Here is a 16,249-nt window from a genome sequence, read left to right on the forward strand (position 1 = left end):
TGTATATAATGAAGTATTCATAAAACGTAGTTGAATAAGTGCTACGTTTTATTTTTAGATAAAGTAAAACTTGGAAAATAAGCTTCTTTTCAGTTTTTGAAAATCCCTTGCCTTAAAGTATAGTAGAAGATTTATAATAAGTGAGAAAATTGGGGGATTTATTATGGAAAAAAAGAGAATTGATATTTTGAACGGAAGTATTTGGGATAAAATACTGGCATTTGCATTACCGTTGGCAGCAACAAGTGTGTTGCAGCAGTTATTTAATTCTGCAGATGTTGCTGTTGTAGGACATTTTTCAGGAAGTAATGCTTTGGCAGCGGTTGGGAGTACTAGCCCGATTACTAATTTATTTATTACAATATTTGTTGGTTTATCAATCGGAGCAAATGTTGTTATTTCGCGGTTTTTAGGGGCTCAAAATGAAAAAGATACTAGTAAAGCAGTGCATACTTCAATATTACTTTCGATTATTAGTGGGATTGTCATTGCTTTAATTGGTGAAGTTATTGCAGTCTGGCTATTGAAAATTATGTCAACACCAAAAGAAGTACTCGATCAAGCTGCTTTGTTTTTACGAATTACGTTTATTGGAATGATTTTTTTAACGATTTATAATTTTGAAGCAGCAATACTAAGGGCCGGTGGAGATACAAAACGACCACTATACTGCTTATTGATTTCTGGTGTTGTAAATGTTACTTTAGGACTATTTTTCGTTGTTGTTTGTAAATTAGATGTTGCAGGAGTAGCATTAGCAACACTGATTGCAGATGCAACTAGTGCTTTATTATTATTTTATATCTTAACTAAAGAACAGGGACCATTGAAATTATCGTTAGAAAAACTAAAAATAGATAAGACTATTACTAAAGATATCTTATTTACTGGGATTCCTGCAGCTATTCAAGGGATGTTATTTAATGTTTCTAATATTATTATTCAATCAGGAATAAACAGTTTAGGAGCTGATGTTGTTGCGGCTTCAACAGTTGGTTTGAATTTTGAAATTTATGTATACTATTTAATAACTGGATTTTCACAAGCTAGTATTACATTCAATAGTCAAAATTATGGAGCAGGCAACTATAAAAGATGTATCAAATCTACTCGAGGCTGTATGATCTTAGGGACTATTTTTACAGTCTCATTAAGTATGATATTTATTGTTTTTGATCGGTTCTTTGCAGGTATATTTACCTCAAATCCTAAAATTGTCGAGTTGGCGACAATCAGAATGACATATATATTAATTTTTGAAGTTTTAAATATGACAATAGAAATTATGTCAGGTAGTCTAAGGGGGTTAGGCAGTCCTATGATTTCAACATTATTATGTGTTATTTTTACTTGCGGGGTTCGGTTAGGTTATATGTTTTTAGTCTTCCCGCATTTCAATACATATAATATGTTATTGATTATTTATCCAATTAGCTGGGCTTTAACAGCTTCATCAATTATAATTGCATATTTTGTTACTAAGAAAAAGAAATTTAATAATTTAGTGGGAGTTTAATTAAACTCCTTTTTATTTAGGTCTAAAGGTACTTATAAATTGTTATTTATGGTTTTAAAATAGAACTTTAGATACTAAATAAGGGGAATAAACAAAACCTCTAAATATTTATGATATAAATAAATGGGGTGATAAAATGGAAAAACTAATTGCTTTTAATAAGTTTGATAATGAAGATGCTTTTTTGCTTGGTTGTAATTTAGTTGAAAAAGTAAAAAAAGAAAACTTAAAAAATATTAGAATCAGAATTGTTTTAAATCAAGATATTGTTTTTCAATATTTGATGAATGGCAAAAAAGGTGATCAATGGTTAAATCGTAAACAAAACACAGTAGAACTATTTAAATTGCCAACTTATCAAATTTGGCAAGAGAATGAACGAAGTCATTGTTATCAGCAATACACTAATGATGAAAGATATGTGATATGTGGTGGTGCTTATCCTATTATTGTTGGTAAAGGGATGATTGGAAGTGTTATTGTATCTGGATTAGCTCATAATGAGGATCACCAAATAATTGTTGATGTTTTATCAAAATATCATGATGAGAAAAATAAAATATAAATATTATGAATAATAGAAAGGAGTAGTATCTGAAAATGATTAATAATAGATTAGTTTTAGCTTATATTGGGAATGGCAAAAGTGCTAATCGTTACCATTTACCTTTTGTCTTACAAAGATCAGATAAGTTTATTGTTAAAAAGATATTTGATATTAGGATTAGACATGATTTATGGAAAACTATTGATGGAGTTGAGTATGTTGAGGATGTTAATAAGATATTGAATGATCCTAAAATAGATATGGTCGTTATTTGTACAGCTCATCACTTACACTATGATTATGCAAAAATGGTCTTAAATGCTGGAAAGCATTGTTTAGTTGAGAAACCATTCATGGAAAATAGTGCACAGGCTAAAGAGATTTTTGCTCTTGCTGATGAGAAAGGGCTGTATTGCTCAGCATATCAAAATAGGCGCTATGACAGTGATTTTTTAACGGTACAAAAAGTAATAGAGAGTGGGAAATTAGGAGATTTATTAGAATTAGAAATGCATTTTGATTATTATCGTCCGGAGGTTCCAGAAAAAATCAATCATTTTGATCCTGCAATGTCATATTTATATGGGCATGGTTGCCATACATTAGATCAGGTTATTAGTTATTTTGGAAAACCTGATACAATTAATTATGATGTTCGTCAATTATTAGGAGAGGGGCGTTTTAATGATTATTTTGATCTAGATATGTATTATGGAACGTTGAAAGTGTCTGTTAAATCAAGTTATTTTAGAGTTAAAGAAAGACCTAGTTTTGTTGTATATGGTAAGAAGGGAATGTTTATTAAACAGAGCAAGGATCGTCAAGAAGAACATTTAAAATTATTTTATATGCCGACGAATAAAGATTTTGGAGTTGATACACCGGAGCATTATGGTACCCTTATCTATTATGATCAAGATGGTTTTTATCACGAAGAAAAAGTGGTTAGTGTAACAGGGGACTATGCCCGAGTGTATGATGGTATCTATGATTGTATTGTTAAGCATCAGCCTCAGATTATTACTCATGAACAAACATTATTACAAATGGAAATATTGGAAACAGGTATTTCAAAGTTAAAATAATAATTTATTTGTTTTTAGGTTGTAAAGATTACTCAGTCGAGTAATCTTTTTTATTTTATACGATTTTAATAGTACATTACAATTTGTGTAAAACTAATTGAGTATCTAATTATTTACTAAAGATTTGAAAACTTAAATAGGACTAAAAGTACGAAATATTTTACTGATAAATCTAAATAATTGAACTTTTATTCCTGTATCTAGACAATTTATTATTTATGATTATTTTTTTGCTAAGATGAATATGGCTTGAAAAAACTTAATTATCTGCTAGCGAAGATTAAGTACAATGTTTTTAAAAGAGGAGAAGAATTTTATGGATAAATTTCAAGATATATTGATGAAAGTAGGCGTTTTTGCTGCTGAAAATCGTTATCTTTCATCAATCAAGAATGCATTTCAGACTTTTGTTCCATTTACTATTATTGGAGCAATTGGTGTATTATGGTCAAATGTTATTTGTAATGATACCACGGGATTAGGGGCCTTAGTACCAGCGGTAATGAATTTAAGTTTTTTAAATCCAGCTTTTAATGCACTAAATTTTGCGACAATTGGATGTATCAGTGTTGCAATCACATTTTTAGTTGGTGGTGAAATTGGAACAAGTCGAAAAAGCAGTCCAATGTTTTGTGGTTTATTAGCAGTCGTTTCATTATTAACTGTAACTCAAACATCATTAGATATTAAAGCGGGAGGTGAATTAATTCAAACTGTGAGTGGAATCTTTACTAGTTCATTAGGGAGTCAAGGACTATTTACAGGAATGATCGTAGCGATAGTGGCAGTAGAATTATTTTGTGGATTATTTAAACTTGATAAGTTAAAAATCAAATTACCAGATCAAGTACCACCACAAATTGCTAAATCATTTGAATATTTAGTACCTGCATTTATTGAAATTTTGATTATTTCTTTAGTTGGTTTGGGGGTAAATGCGGTATCGGGAGTCTACATTAATGATGTTATTTTTAATGTTATTCAAAAGCCATTACTATATATAGGTGGTTCTTTACCGGGTGTACTAACATTTATGTTTATTAGTTTAGTATTTTGGTCAATTGGATTACATGGTGATAACATGATTGGTGGTGTTTTCAATCCTATTTTAACAACTTTAGCTGTTGAAAATCTTGATGCAATTAAAGCAGGGTTGGAGCCAAGTAATATTGTCAATAATACATTTCATCGGGCTTTCTTCGCCACTGGTGGAACAGGATGTATGTTAGGTTTGACGATAGCTATGTTAATAGTTTGTAAACGTCCAGAAAATAAATCAATTGCACGAATTGCTTTAGTACCTGAATTATTTAATATTGGTGAAGTTAGTATGTTTGGGGTTCCTATTGTAATGAATCCAACTTTAATCATCCCATTTATTTTAGCACCGCTAGTTACTGTTATTTTTGGTTATGTTCTTACAATGCTTCATATTTGTCCAATTATGTATGTCGATTTACCGTGGACAATGCCACCGTTGTTAATTGCATTTTTAGGATCTGGGGGTAATTTTATGGCGCCAATTTGTCAATTAGCAGGAATCATTTTATCTGCATTGATCTATTTACCTTTTGTTAAGCTATATGAAAAACAACAGGCACAAATTGAACAAACAGCATAGATGCTTAATAAGCATTACTACTAATAAAAACTAAGTATTAGACTTTATTTAAAGTCATCTTATAATAAAGGTATAGAGATATACCTTTATTATTGTTTAGGAGGAAATGTATGAGTAAGAAATTAGTTGCGTATTTTAGTGCTAGTGGTGTTACAAAAAAAGTCGCACTTAGACTGGCTCAAGAAGAATTAGCGGAATTATTTGAAATTTGTCCAAAGATCGAGTATACAAGTGCTGATTTAAATTGGATGGATGATAATAGTCGCAGTTCTTTAGAAATGAAGGCGCAAAGCTGTAGACCAGAGATTTTAAACAAATTGGATAATCTTGATCAATATGAGATAATCTATCTAGGTTTTCCAATCTGGTGGTATGTTGAACCTCGAATTATTGATACCTTTTTGGAAAGTTATAATTTTTCTAAAAAACAAATTGTACCTTTCGCTACATCTGGAGGTAGCGGTATCAGTAATGTTGTAGAAAATTTAAAAGCTCATTATCCGGAGCTTAATTTTGCTGATGGCAGATTATTAAATAATTATATTGATTAACGAAAGTGGTAGAAAAATCTACTGCTTTTGTTTTTCATAAGATGAAACAAATAAGAAATTAATAATCAATAGTGCTAACATTAAAATAAATTAGAATACGGAGGTCGATAAAATGACAAAACAATTTCCTGAAGGATTTTTATGGGGTGGTGCCACTGCTGCTAATCAATTTGAAGGTGGTTGGAAAGAAGGTGGAAAAGGTATTTCGGTAAGTGACGTGGCATTATTTACGGATCCTAAAAGTTTAAAAGAGTTAACTGATGTACATGGATTATGTGATATTACTGATGAAATGATTGATCAGGCATTAGCAACGGATGATGAAGTTTATTATCCCAAACGACATGCTAGTGATTTTTATCATCACTGGAAAGAAGATATTAAATTATTAGGGGAAATGGGATTTAAGGTTTATCGTTTGTCAATTGCCTGGAGTCGGATATTTCCCAATGGTGATGAATTAGTACCTAATGAAGCGGGATTAAAATTCTATGATGACATATTTGACGAGTGTGCAAAGTATGGAATTGAACCATTAGTAACAATGTCACACTATGAACCACCACTAGAGTTTGCAAGAAAGTATAATGGCTGGTATGATCGTCGAGCAATAGATTTTTTTGTTAGATATGTTGATGTAATAACTAGACGTTATAAAAATAAAGTTAAATATTGGCTTACATTTAATGAGATAGATTCAATTATTAGACATCCATTTATGACTGGTGGTTTGATTGAATCAAGATTTAAACCGGAAGAATTTGAAGAAGTATGTTTTCAGGCTATGCACCATCAATTTGTTGCTAGTGCTTTAGCGACTAAGGTCACTCATGATAATATTCCTGATGCAAAAGTGGGGTGTATGTTGACTAAATTAACGTATTATCCATATACATGCAAACCTGAAGATGTTTTAGAAGCACAACAAAGAATGCGCTCAATTTACTGTTTCTCTGATACCCAAGTTCATGGTGAGTATCCAGCATATTTATTAAGTATGTATAAAAATAAGGGCTTCAATATTAATATGACAGAAGAAGATTTAAGAATTATGAAAGAATATCCAGTTGATTTTATTTCATTTAGTTATTATTCATCTAGCTGTGTGGCTAAAGATGATACTGGATTAAATAAAACTGCAGGTAATACTGTAACTGCAATTAAAAATCCTCATATTCCTAGTTCTGATTGGGGTTGGCAAATTGATCCAATTGGTTTAAGAGTATCATTAGTTGATCTATACGATCGTTATCGTAAACCGTTATTTATTGTAGAAAATGGCTTGGGGGCTAAAGATGAATTGATTGATGGCAAGGTACATGATGATTATCGAATTGATTATTTAAAACAACATTGTCAAGCAATGTATGAAGCCATTCATGAAGATGGTGTTGAGCTAATGGGTTATACCACATGGGGATGTATTGATTTGGTATCTAATTCAACAAACCAAATGTCTAAACGTTATGGTTTTGTGTATGTTGATGTGGATGATTATGGTAATGGTTCATATAAACGTTATAAAAAAGATTCGTTTGACTGGTATAAACAAGTTATTGCGACAAATGGGGCATCTATACTAGAGGACTAAGTCCTCTTTTTATTATTTTATGATTCAAGTTGTTTATAAAAAATGATTACAATTAAAGATAAGCATCATGATAATGGATTCAAAGAGGTATAACTGAAGGTATGAGGATTGGACTCAAATTAGGAAAAGTAATCGGCTTAGAATAAGATATTTTAAAACAGGTAATTGTGAAGGATAGTAAATAAATTTAGATTGAGTTGGCTGTTAGAGAGAAAGTTTTAATAGTTTTTATTTATTAAATTTTGAACGAAATTTTCAAAAAGTAAAACTAAATATTGAATATCTTGACGTTTTTCAACCAAAGCAATTTTCTACGGTAGAACTAAAATTTGTTAGCGGTTACAATCATTCTATAAATTAAATTTTGTGCACAATAAAATTTTAATTGATAAAAGGAGAAAGAGTTATGAGTATGACTGATCGTCTTACCGAGGGGCTATTAAAGGTCGCTTCAAAAATTTCTAATCAACGTCATATGACAGCGATTAAAAATGCATTTACTGCTTTGCTGCCAATTATTATTACGGGAGCATTTTGTACGCTGTTTAGTAATGTTGTGTGTAGTACAACTACTACAGGAATCAGCTTAGCTAAAATTGATGGATTTGCTTGGCTTGAAGAATTGACACCATTATTTACCGCAGCTAATTACGCTACTTTAAATTTCTTTACGATTGGTACAGTAGTGTTAATAGCAATTGAAATGGCTAAACAATTAGGACATAAAGAGACAGTGGCACCAGTTGTTGCAATTTCTGCATATGTATCTTTGTGCGATTCGTTTACTAAAGTTGCAGTTGAGGGAGTAACTGATTTAGTTGAAGTAGTCAATGTATTGCCGCGTGAGTTTACTAATGCACAAGGATTATTTTTAGGAATGATCGTAGCTATTGTTTCAATGGAAATATATTGTCGCTTAGCAGATAGTGGAAAATTAGCAATTAAAATGCCCGAATCAGTGCCATCAAATGTTTCATCAGCATTTAATGCATTATTTCCGGCAGTACTTACAATTTTGATTATTTCGGCCTTTGGACTTTTATTTACAAAAGTAACAGGGAATTCAATTTACAATATGATTTCAACATGGATTCAAGCGCCGTTAAGAGGTATTTTGACAGGATTACCGGGATATTTATTAATATTCTTCCTTTCAACTTGTTTCTGGGTTATTGGTATCCATGGTACTCAAGTATTAAAACCGGTTTATCAAGCAACCATGTTAGAAGCTGTTATCGCAAATACTGATGCTGCAGCTAATGGTCAAACCCCACAATTTATTTTAAATGAAACATTTATTAGTTGTTTTACAACAATGGGTGGAGCAGGCTGTACGATTGGACTATTATTTGCTATGCTGCTGGCATCAAAACGTTCCGACCATCGAACAATTGCTAAACTATCTTTAGCCCCTGGGCTATTTAATATTAATGAAACAATGACTTTTGGATTGCCAATTGTATTAAATCCAATTTTTATGATTCCATTTATTTTAACACCTGTCATTACCGCAACATTTGCATATTTTATGACAGTAATTGGTTTCTGTGGAAAAATGATTTATGCAGTTCCGTGGACTACTCCACCATTACTAATTGCCTGGTTAGGTTCGGGAGGAAGTATTGGGGCAGTTATTACTCAAGCCCTTTGTGTAGTATTATCATTTATCGTTTATTTACCATTTGTTTTTGCTGCAAATAAGCAAGAAAATTAATCAAGGAGAATAGAGATGGCAACAAAAGTAATCAAACAGAACAATCGGGGATTGACTCTACGACAACAAAATATTTTAAGGATGAAAGAGGAGCTCAATAAACCAGATGAAAAAGCATTACATCCTTTCACTAAATATAAAATCATCACATATTTTTTAGTTATTTTATTTCCACCTATTGCGATGTATCGTGTTTGGAAAAAGGATTCTACTTTTGATATCACAGAAAAAATTGGGCAAACTTTGACTTGTGTGCTCTATGTTTGCTATCTAATTCAATTAATTTTTTAAATCTCCAGTTAAAACTGGGGATTTTTAATTAGTAATTTTTAGAAAATGAAAAAAATGTTGCTTCGTCAATAAAAATATTATAATGAAGAAAAATAAGATACGCGAGGATAGAGAGATGATTATTGATAAAATGAATACCCTAGAAAATCTTACTAATCAAGAAAAAGCAGTTGTCGACTACATTATTGCTAATCCTAAAGCTTTATTGGAAATGAGTGTTAATGAGTTAGCTAATGCAAGTTATACTAGTGCATCGACAATTACAAGATTATGTAAAAAATTAGGTACTAAAGGATATGCTGATATGAAATTTATTTATGTATCAGAATATCCTGAAATGATGAAATTAAAGGATTCATTAAAAGTAGTACCATTCAGTCGAAATAGTGGAATTGACGATATTATTCATACTATGCCGTTAATTTATTCACGTGCTATTGATCATACTCGCAGCATGCTCGATCGTAATACGGTTATTCGCGTAAGCAACTTAATGAAGCGAGCACAAGTAATTGATTTATACGGTGATGGAATCAATTTTGAAATTGCTCGTAATATTTGTTACAAACTTGACGAAATCGGAATTTCAGCAAATGCTTATAACAGTATCCAGTGGAATCACTGTAAAAGATTGCAGCAAGATAAAATTCCTTCATTTTCAATCTTATTATCACATACTGGTAAAAATCCGAGTATGGTTGATGCTGCGAAACGTTTAAAACAATATAATATCCCTAGTTTATCAATAACCGGGAATGTTGATAAGCGGTTATTGAATCTAACAGATTATAATTTTCAAATTATGATAACAGAAAATACCTTTGAATTTTCAACAGTAATTTTTACTATGTCATCACTATATATTTTAGATATCTTAGTAGCATCTTTAATTGTTCATAATTACGATAAAATAGAACGGCATCTTGAAGAATTGATTGGGCAGCGCTATGATTGGCAAAATGACTAATGGTTGATAATTTCAAAAAAGCTTAAAACAAATTATAATATTTGATAATTCTAACCGAAACAATATATCGATATGGGCAACTGCTGATTAAAAACTTATAATAAAATTATATAGGAGGAGTTATGATGAGAAAATTTCCAGAAGGTTTTTTATGGGGCGGTGCAACTGCAGCTAATCAAGTAGAAGGTGGCTGGAAAGAAGGTGGAAAAGGTATTTCGGTTTCTGATTGTGCCCGTCATCACCTTGATGTTGATGTTGAAAATTATAAAGCTCATAATCATATTACTAGTAAAGATATTGAAGAAGCATTAGCAAGTGATGACGATAGTTTGTATCCAAAACGGCATGGGAGTCAGTTTTATTATCATTATAAAGAAGATATTAAAATGTTTGCAGAAATGGGGTTTAAAGTTTACCGGATGTCGATTGCCTGGTCGCGAATTTTCCCTAATGGTGATGATGAACAACCAAATGAAGCGGGCTTAAAATTTTATGATGATGTATTTGATGAGTGTGCAAAGTATGGAATTGAACCACTTGTAACAATGTCACATTATGAACCCCCATTAAATTTAGTATTAAAATATAATGGCTGGTATAATCGTAAATTAGTTGGATTCTTTGAAACGTTCGTAAAAACAATTTGTGAACGTTATAAAAATAAAGTTAAATATTGGCTTACTTTTAATGAAGTGGATAGTATGATTCGTCATCCTTATACTACTGGTGGTTTGATTGAAGATCGTTTTCCAGGAATTAAATGGAATCAGGTAATTTTTCAAGCAATGCACCATCAATTTGTAGCTAGTGCGTTAGCAACAAAAATTTGTCATGAAATTATTTCTGATTCAATGGTAGGGTGTATGTTGACTAAACTGACATACTACCCTTATAGTTGCAAACCAGAAGATGTCTTACAAGCCCAACAAGATATGAGAGGTACATATTGTTATAGTGATACTCAAGTATTTGGTGAATATCCTGCTTATTTATTAGCAAAATTTAAAAATGAGGGAGTAGAAATTGTAAAAGAACCTGGTGATGATGAAGTGATGAAAAAGTATCCTGTTGATTTTGTATCATTTAGTTACTATATGTCATCATGTTCAGCTGCTAGTAGCGAAGGTTTAGATACAGCAGTTGGAAATACTGTCACAGCAGTTAAAAATCCTTACTTGCCTTCAAGTGAATGGGGCTGGCAAATTGATCCAATTGGTTTAAGAATTTCAATGGTTGATTTATATGACCGTTATCGTAAACCGTTATTTATTGTAGAAAATGGTTTGGGTGCAAAGGATGTAGTTTTACCTGATGGAACTATTGATGACCAATATCGGATTGATTATTTCGATTGTCATTTTAAAGAAATGCTTAATGCTATTGAAATTGATGGAGTCGAATGTTTAGGATATACTTCTTGGGGATGTATTGATATTGTTTCAGAATCGACAAAGCAAATGAGTAAAAGATATGGCTTTATTTATGTAGATGCTGATGATTACGGTAAGGGAACATACAAACGAATTCCTAAAAAAAGTTTTTATTGGTATAAAAAGGTAATTGAAACTAATGGAGCATGTTTATTTGAGGACTAAGGTCCTCTTTTTTGTGGATTATAAAAAACTTAATTAGATTACATTGACTTTCCCCTTAGGGCAAGGTGTAAGATGAACATAGAGATTAGTAGGAGGTACTAATTTATGTTATCAATTGGGGAGTTTTCAAAGATATGCCAAGTTTCGACTAAAACATTACGATATTATGCTGAAATTGGGCTAATTTTACCCGATGAGATCAATCTGGAAAATGGTTATCGATATTATTCTATTGATCAGTTAGAAACAATGTTATTTATTAATCGCTTAAAATCATATAATTTTTCACTAGAAGAAATTAAAGAAATTCTTGAAACAGAAGAAGCACAGGATGAAAAATTATGTAAAGCTTTAATGAAAAAGAAAAAGGAGATTGATTTAAAAATCCAAAATTATCAAAATTCTTTAGCGCAGCTGCATGAGGATATCACAACTCTCCAACAAGGAAAATCAATTATGTCGTATCTAGATAAAATTGATGTGCAGCTAGTAGAAATACCGCCTATGAATTTACTGAATATTCGTAAAATGATTCAAGAAGATGAATTTGCTGAAGCATACAGTAATAGTTTTGGACAATTGTTTAGAGAAATTATGACCGATAAGTTAACAGTAACCGCGCCACCGATGGTACTTTTCCACAGCTCAGAATTTACTTTACAAGGGTTAGATACAGAATTTGCCATTCCTGTACAAGAAACAAATAATAGAACTAGAGAATTTGTACCGGGAACATGTCTTAAAACGGTTGTTCATGGCTCTTATTCTAATTTGTCTTCGGTATATATTAAACAATGTGAATGGGCGGAAAAAATAGGTTATAAAAATGATGCCCCTTTGTATGAAGTATATGTAAATGATCCATCACAGGTTACAAGTGACAAAGAACTTATTACTGAAGTTTATTATCCAGTAAGTAAGCTTAAAGTTTGATGAAAATAAAGGAGAACTAGATGAACCAAGAGAAAATAATGCAGTTAGAAGAAATCATTAATACAAAATATGATAATATTACAGGAATTATTGGATTAAAAAATGGTGTAACAAAATATGAAAATTATTTTAATGGGGGTAACGTAAATAGTACGGTACATGTTGCTTCTGTTACTAAAAGTATTATTTCAATTTTAATCGGGATAGCTTTAGATAAAGGTTATATAGAAAAAATTGATCAAAAGATTATAGATTTTTTTCCGAATTATGTAATAAAAAACAATAATTTGGCAATTCAAAAAATTACTATTAGAGATATGATGACGATGACTGTACCTTACAAATATCAAGAAGATTCTTATATTAAATATTTTACAAGTAAAGACTGGGTTACTTTTTCCCTTAATTTACTAGGTGATTGTGGTGAAATTGGAAAATTTCAGTATGCTCCATTAATTGGGCCAGATATATTATCAGGTATTTTAGTTAATACTACAGGAAGATCAGTATTTGATTTTGCTACTGAATATTTATTTACACCACTTGGAATTGAAGTTAAAGATAAAATCACTTTTAGCAGTGAGGAGGAACAAGTAGCTTTTCTTAAAGCTAAAGATATTAACGGCTGGGTGATAGATTCATGTGGCATTAATGCAGCAGGATGGGGACTTACGTTATCAACTGGGGCGATGGCTAAAATTGGGCAATTATATCTAAATCAAGGACGATGGAATAAGCAACAAATTGTTTCAAAGCAATGGGTTATTGATTCAATAAAAAAACAAAGTTATAATGATGAACTTAATTTAGCATATGGATATTTATGGTGGCTGCATCAAGATGGTTTTATGGCAATGGGTGATGGGGGAAATGTTATTTATGTAAATATCATGAAAAAAACAGTAATATCGATTACTGCTACGTTTAAACCAGATGTTAATGATCGAATTGAATTTATTAAAGAATATCTAGAACCGCTATTTGATGAATAATTAAATAAGAACAGATAACTTTAAAGTTATCTGTTCTTTAAATAGGGGAATATAATGGACAAAATAAAAATTAGAGGTTTGATTCAAAATAATCTTAAAAATATTGATTTAGATATTTCCAAACATAAAATTGTAATCTTTACTGGGGTATCAGGGCCGGGAAAGTCTAGTATTGTTTTTGATACGATTGCCACAGAGTCAGGTCGTCAGCTAAATGAAACTTTTGCGGCTTTTATAAGGGGAAAATTGCCACAATATGCTAAACCAAATCTTCAAAGTATTGAAAATTTGTCACCAGCGGTTATTATCGAGCAATCTTCTTTGGGTGGGAATATTCGTTCAACAGCTGGAACAATTAGTGATTTGTATACTGATTTACGCATTTTATTTTCTCGTATTGGTAAGCCTTATTTTGGCAGTGCCTCGTGTTTTTCTTTTAATGATCCCGCCCAGTATGTTCGGGATTAGGAGAAGTAATGACAATTGAGGAGGTTCTTGACTTCTTTGATAATGCTAAAATTACTAAGAAGCTTCAACAATTAGTCGATGTGGGATTATCGTATATGACCTTAGGTCAGTCTTTAACAGCTTTATCTGGTGGTGAGATCCAAAGGATCAAGTTAGCTCAAGCTTTGAATAAAAAAGGGAATATATATATTAGATGAGCCGACGACAGGATTGCACCCGTGCGATATAACGAAATTGATGAAATTATTTAATTCGCTTGTCGATAGCGGTAATACAGTTATTATAATTGAACATAATCTTGATGTAATTAAACAGGCTGACTGGATCATTGATATTGGTCCTGAAGGTGGTAAAAATGGAGGCAAAGTTGTATTTCAGGGAACCCCCAAGGAAATGATTACAACTTCTTAGTCCCTTACAGCAAAGAGTATACGGGAAACGACGGAGTTATTAGAGAAAAAATAAGCTGTTCTTAAGATAGTTTATTTTATTTTAAATTTTTGTATTAAGATATAATTTTAGGGTTTCCTTTTTTTAGGTGAATAATGTAAATTATTTGGTTATTATCAGACTTTTTGTCGATAATCTCACAATTGAAGAAGTGATATTATTGTGATATAATTTTCAAGTATCTTACAAAGAATGGAGGTCTGGAAATGGAATATCAAGATAGACTGTTTAATCAGAAAAATAGAGCATCTATGGATAAAATCATTAATAATTTACCAGGTGGGATTATTGTTTTTGAAATGCAGGAAAATAAGATTAAAACATTATTTTCAAATGACGGAACTTATCAGTTATTTGGATATAGTAAAGAAGCTTTTAAAACGGTTTTCCATAGTGATGTTTTTGAAATTGTTTATCAACCTGATCTAGCACCTCTACAAGAAGAATTTTATGAAGCTACTAAGAATAGAGAATCATTTGAGCATGGCTGCCGTTGTTTTCGTAATGATGGGACATTGATGTGGACATATTTTAGAGTGAACTATATTGGCACTGAAGATGGCCGAAATGTGTTTGTTGGATTGATTACCGATAGTTCTAAAGAACGCCTGCTAGAAGAAAAATCGCGAATTAATGAGGAAATGTATCATATTGCATTTAATCAAAGTAATGTATTTTTATTAGAATATGATCATCGTAGTAAACAGGTTTCTTGTTCAAGTGAAAGTAGTGCAGCGTATTTTGATTCAGCTGCTTTTTCAAATATCCCAGAATCATTGATTGATAGTGATTTGATTCACGAACGTTCATTTGATGATTTTTATCATTTTTATCATCAGATTATTGGTGGCGTAAAAACAGGGGAAGTTAAATTAAAAATGCGTGCACTTAATAGTGATAAATATATTTGGATTCATGTTAAATTCACTAATATTTTTGATGATGACAATCAGCCGATCAAAGCCGTTGGAGTTTACCAAAATATTGATGAGCAAGTGCGACTTGAGTCACGTTATCTTCAAGAAATTAAATATCGTCAAAAATTAATGCAACGCTCAATTACAAATCTTGAAGTTAATTTAACTACTGATGAAGTGATTAAAGCACACAATGTTACATATAATCTTTTAGGATTAGATGAAAAAGCAAGTTATAGTGAATTTATTAAAAAGATGGTTACATTAGTTGCTGATGAAGATAAACACTTATTTTTAGATACTTTTGGATTGGATAATGTACGTCAAGCTTACCATGATGGTAAAGATGATCTGAGAATTAGTTTTTTATTTTATCGTCCAACGAAAAAGCGTTATGGTTGGGTATCTACGCATATGATGTTTTTATATAATGAAGAAACTAATCAGTTGATGGGCTTTTTTTATGCTAACGATATTGATGATGATAAACGTAAGACGATTGAATTGACACGGCAGGCGCGGACTGATGCTTTAACCGGATTAATTAATCGTCGTGAATTGGAACGGGTAATTACATCAGAGATTCAGTTAGTTGAACCAGGTAACTATGGAGCCTTATTTATGATTGATGTAGATAATTTTAAATTAGTTAATGATGCAAATGGACATAGTGCTGGTGATGAAACGTTACGTTTTGTTGCTAATCGATTAAAGTCATTATTCCGTGGTGATGATGTTGTCGGTCGTTTTGGGGGCGATGAATTCATGGTCTATATGAAAGAAGTAGGAGCTAAAAAAGATGTTATTTCTAAGGCAAAACAGGTTAGTGAGGCACTAGCAACGACTTGTCCAGGAAGTAAAATTGATATTTCATGTTCAGTTGGTGTCACTTTTGTCGAGACTCCTCGAGTGATATTTGATGAAATTTATCATCAAGCTGACAGTGCTGCTTACGAAGCTAAAAAGAATGGAAAAAAGAGCTATCATATTTTTGAATAAAATGCCTGCGGG

General features: G+C 31.5%; 16 protein-coding genes. All 16 read left to right on the forward strand.

Features of this window, described 5'->3' with window-relative positions; all coding sequences use genetic code 11:
* The first annotated feature begins 163 nt into the window (after positions 1–163).
* The 16 genes from EYR00_RS01375 to EYR00_RS01445 all read left to right on the forward strand — a co-directional run bounded on the left by EYR00_RS01375 (position 164) and on the right by EYR00_RS01445 (position 16,237).
* Positions 164–1,516 carry an MATE family efflux transporter gene (locus EYR00_RS01375; RefSeq protein ID WP_003535040.1) on the forward strand — a complete coding sequence of 451 codons (1,353 nt, stop codon included), beginning with the start codon at positions 164–166 and terminating at the stop codon, positions 1,514–1,516.
* Between the two features lie 136 nt (positions 1,517–1,652).
* Complete coding sequence (locus EYR00_RS01380) at positions 1,653–2,081, forward strand: heme-binding protein (protein ID WP_003535038.1); 429 nt, start codon at positions 1,653–1,655, stop codon at positions 2,079–2,081.
* A gap of 35 nt (positions 2,082–2,116) precedes the next feature.
* Entirely contained in the window at positions 2,117–3,148 is a 1,032-nt protein-coding gene (locus tag EYR00_RS01385) for a Gfo/Idh/MocA family oxidoreductase (RefSeq protein WP_003535036.1), read from the forward strand.
* Positions 3,149–3,464: 316 nt separating this feature from the next.
* Positions 3,465–4,769 (forward strand): PTS sugar transporter subunit IIC, encoded by a 1,305-nt coding sequence (locus EYR00_RS01390; protein ID WP_008792391.1) that lies wholly within the window; start codon positions 3,465–3,467, stop codon positions 4,767–4,769.
* Positions 4,770–4,879: 110 nt separating this feature from the next.
* The gene (locus EYR00_RS01395) at positions 4,880–5,320 is read left to right on the forward strand and encodes a flavodoxin (protein ID WP_003535032.1); all 441 of its coding nucleotides are present in this window, start codon (positions 4,880–4,882) and stop codon (positions 5,318–5,320) included.
* A gap of 112 nt (positions 5,321–5,432) precedes the next feature.
* Positions 5,433–6,911: a 6-phospho-beta-glucosidase gene (locus EYR00_RS01400; RefSeq protein ID WP_003535030.1), complete on the forward strand. Its 1,479-nt coding sequence runs from the start codon at positions 5,433–5,435 to the stop codon at positions 6,909–6,911.
* A gap of 406 nt (positions 6,912–7,317) precedes the next feature.
* Positions 7,318–8,625, forward strand: a complete 1,308-nt coding sequence (locus EYR00_RS01405) for a PTS sugar transporter subunit IIC (RefSeq protein ID WP_003535028.1) — start codon at positions 7,318–7,320, stop codon at positions 8,623–8,625.
* Between the two features lie 15 nt (positions 8,626–8,640).
* Positions 8,641–8,916 (forward strand): hypothetical protein, encoded by a 276-nt coding sequence (locus EYR00_RS01410; protein WP_003535026.1) that lies wholly within the window; start codon positions 8,641–8,643, stop codon positions 8,914–8,916.
* A gap of 115 nt (positions 8,917–9,031) precedes the next feature.
* Positions 9,032–9,883 carry a MurR/RpiR family transcriptional regulator gene (locus EYR00_RS01415; RefSeq protein WP_008792388.1) on the forward strand — a complete coding sequence of 284 codons (852 nt, stop codon included), beginning with the start codon at positions 9,032–9,034 and terminating at the stop codon, positions 9,881–9,883.
* A 122-nt stretch (positions 9,884–10,005) separates the two neighbouring features.
* Positions 10,006–11,478 carry a family 1 glycosylhydrolase gene (locus tag EYR00_RS01420; protein ID WP_003535023.1) on the forward strand — a complete coding sequence of 491 codons (1,473 nt, stop codon included), beginning with the start codon at positions 10,006–10,008 and terminating at the stop codon, positions 11,476–11,478.
* 105 nt (positions 11,479–11,583) lie between these two features.
* Complete coding sequence (locus EYR00_RS01425) at positions 11,584–12,411, forward strand: MerR family transcriptional regulator (RefSeq protein WP_003535022.1); 828 nt, start codon at positions 11,584–11,586, stop codon at positions 12,409–12,411.
* A gap of 20 nt (positions 12,412–12,431) precedes the next feature.
* Positions 12,432–13,403 (forward strand): serine hydrolase domain-containing protein, encoded by a 972-nt coding sequence (locus EYR00_RS01430; RefSeq protein ID WP_003535021.1) that lies wholly within the window; start codon positions 12,432–12,434, stop codon positions 13,401–13,403.
* A 54-nt stretch (positions 13,404–13,457) separates the two neighbouring features.
* Positions 13,458–13,871 carry a P-loop NTPase family protein gene (locus EYR00_RS01435; protein ID WP_003535019.1) on the forward strand — a complete coding sequence of 138 codons (414 nt, stop codon included), beginning with the start codon at positions 13,458–13,460 and terminating at the stop codon, positions 13,869–13,871.
* An 8-nt stretch (positions 13,872–13,879) separates the two neighbouring features.
* Positions 13,880–14,068 (forward strand): ATP-binding cassette domain-containing protein, encoded by a 189-nt coding sequence (locus tag EYR00_RS15510; protein ID WP_003535017.1) that lies wholly within the window; start codon positions 13,880–13,882, stop codon positions 14,066–14,068.
* 40 nt (positions 14,069–14,108) lie between these two features.
* Positions 14,109–14,282, forward strand: a complete 174-nt coding sequence (locus EYR00_RS15515; protein WP_003535015.1) for a hypothetical protein — start codon at positions 14,109–14,111, stop codon at positions 14,280–14,282.
* 245 nt (positions 14,283–14,527) lie between these two features.
* A complete protein-coding gene (locus EYR00_RS01445; RefSeq protein WP_003535014.1) occupies positions 14,528–16,237 on the forward strand; it encodes a bifunctional diguanylate cyclase/phosphodiesterase in 1,710 nt (569 codons plus the stop codon).
* Positions 16,238–16,249: the final 12 nt, after the last annotated feature.

It is taken from the genome of Thomasclavelia ramosa DSM 1402, assembly GCF_014131695.1.
Classification (GTDB): Bacteria; Bacillota_I; Bacilli_A; order Erysipelotrichales; family Coprobacillaceae; genus Thomasclavelia; species Thomasclavelia ramosa.

What these genes read in the sequence shown, in the direction of transcription:
- EYR00_RS01375 (WP_003535040.1), top strand. Translation starts at nt 164, where the DNA reads ATGGAAAAAAAGAGAATTGATATTTTGAACGGAAGTATTTGGGATAAA.
- EYR00_RS01380 (WP_003535038.1), top strand. Translation starts at nt 1,653, where the DNA reads ATGGAAAAACTAATTGCTTTTAATAAGTTTGATAATGAAGATGCTTTT.
- EYR00_RS01385 (WP_003535036.1), top strand. Translation starts at nt 2,117, where the DNA reads ATGATTAATAATAGATTAGTTTTAGCTTATATTGGGAATGGCAAAAGT.
- EYR00_RS01390 (WP_008792391.1), top strand. Translation starts at nt 3,465, where the DNA reads ATGGATAAATTTCAAGATATATTGATGAAAGTAGGCGTTTTTGCTGCT.
- EYR00_RS01395 (WP_003535032.1), top strand. Translation starts at nt 4,880, where the DNA reads ATGAGTAAGAAATTAGTTGCGTATTTTAGTGCTAGTGGTGTTACAAAA.
- EYR00_RS01400 (WP_003535030.1), top strand. Translation starts at nt 5,433, where the DNA reads ATGACAAAACAATTTCCTGAAGGATTTTTATGGGGTGGTGCCACTGCT.
- EYR00_RS01405 (WP_003535028.1), top strand. Translation starts at nt 7,318, where the DNA reads ATGAGTATGACTGATCGTCTTACCGAGGGGCTATTAAAGGTCGCTTCA.
- EYR00_RS01410 (WP_003535026.1), top strand. Translation starts at nt 8,641, where the DNA reads ATGGCAACAAAAGTAATCAAACAGAACAATCGGGGATTGACTCTACGA.
- EYR00_RS01415 (WP_008792388.1), top strand. Translation starts at nt 9,032, where the DNA reads ATGATTATTGATAAAATGAATACCCTAGAAAATCTTACTAATCAAGAA.
- EYR00_RS01420 (WP_003535023.1), top strand. Translation starts at nt 10,006, where the DNA reads ATGATGAGAAAATTTCCAGAAGGTTTTTTATGGGGCGGTGCAACTGCA.
- EYR00_RS01425 (WP_003535022.1), top strand. Translation starts at nt 11,584, where the DNA reads ATGTTATCAATTGGGGAGTTTTCAAAGATATGCCAAGTTTCGACTAAA.
- EYR00_RS01430 (WP_003535021.1), top strand. Translation starts at nt 12,432, where the DNA reads ATGAACCAAGAGAAAATAATGCAGTTAGAAGAAATCATTAATACAAAA.
- EYR00_RS01435 (WP_003535019.1), top strand. Translation starts at nt 13,458, where the DNA reads ATGGACAAAATAAAAATTAGAGGTTTGATTCAAAATAATCTTAAAAAT.
- EYR00_RS15510 (WP_003535017.1), top strand. Translation starts at nt 13,880, where the DNA reads ATGACAATTGAGGAGGTTCTTGACTTCTTTGATAATGCTAAAATTACT.
- EYR00_RS15515 (WP_003535015.1), top strand. Translation starts at nt 14,109, where the DNA reads ATGAAATTATTTAATTCGCTTGTCGATAGCGGTAATACAGTTATTATA.
- EYR00_RS01445 (WP_003535014.1), top strand. Translation starts at nt 14,528, where the DNA reads ATGGAATATCAAGATAGACTGTTTAATCAGAAAAATAGAGCATCTATG.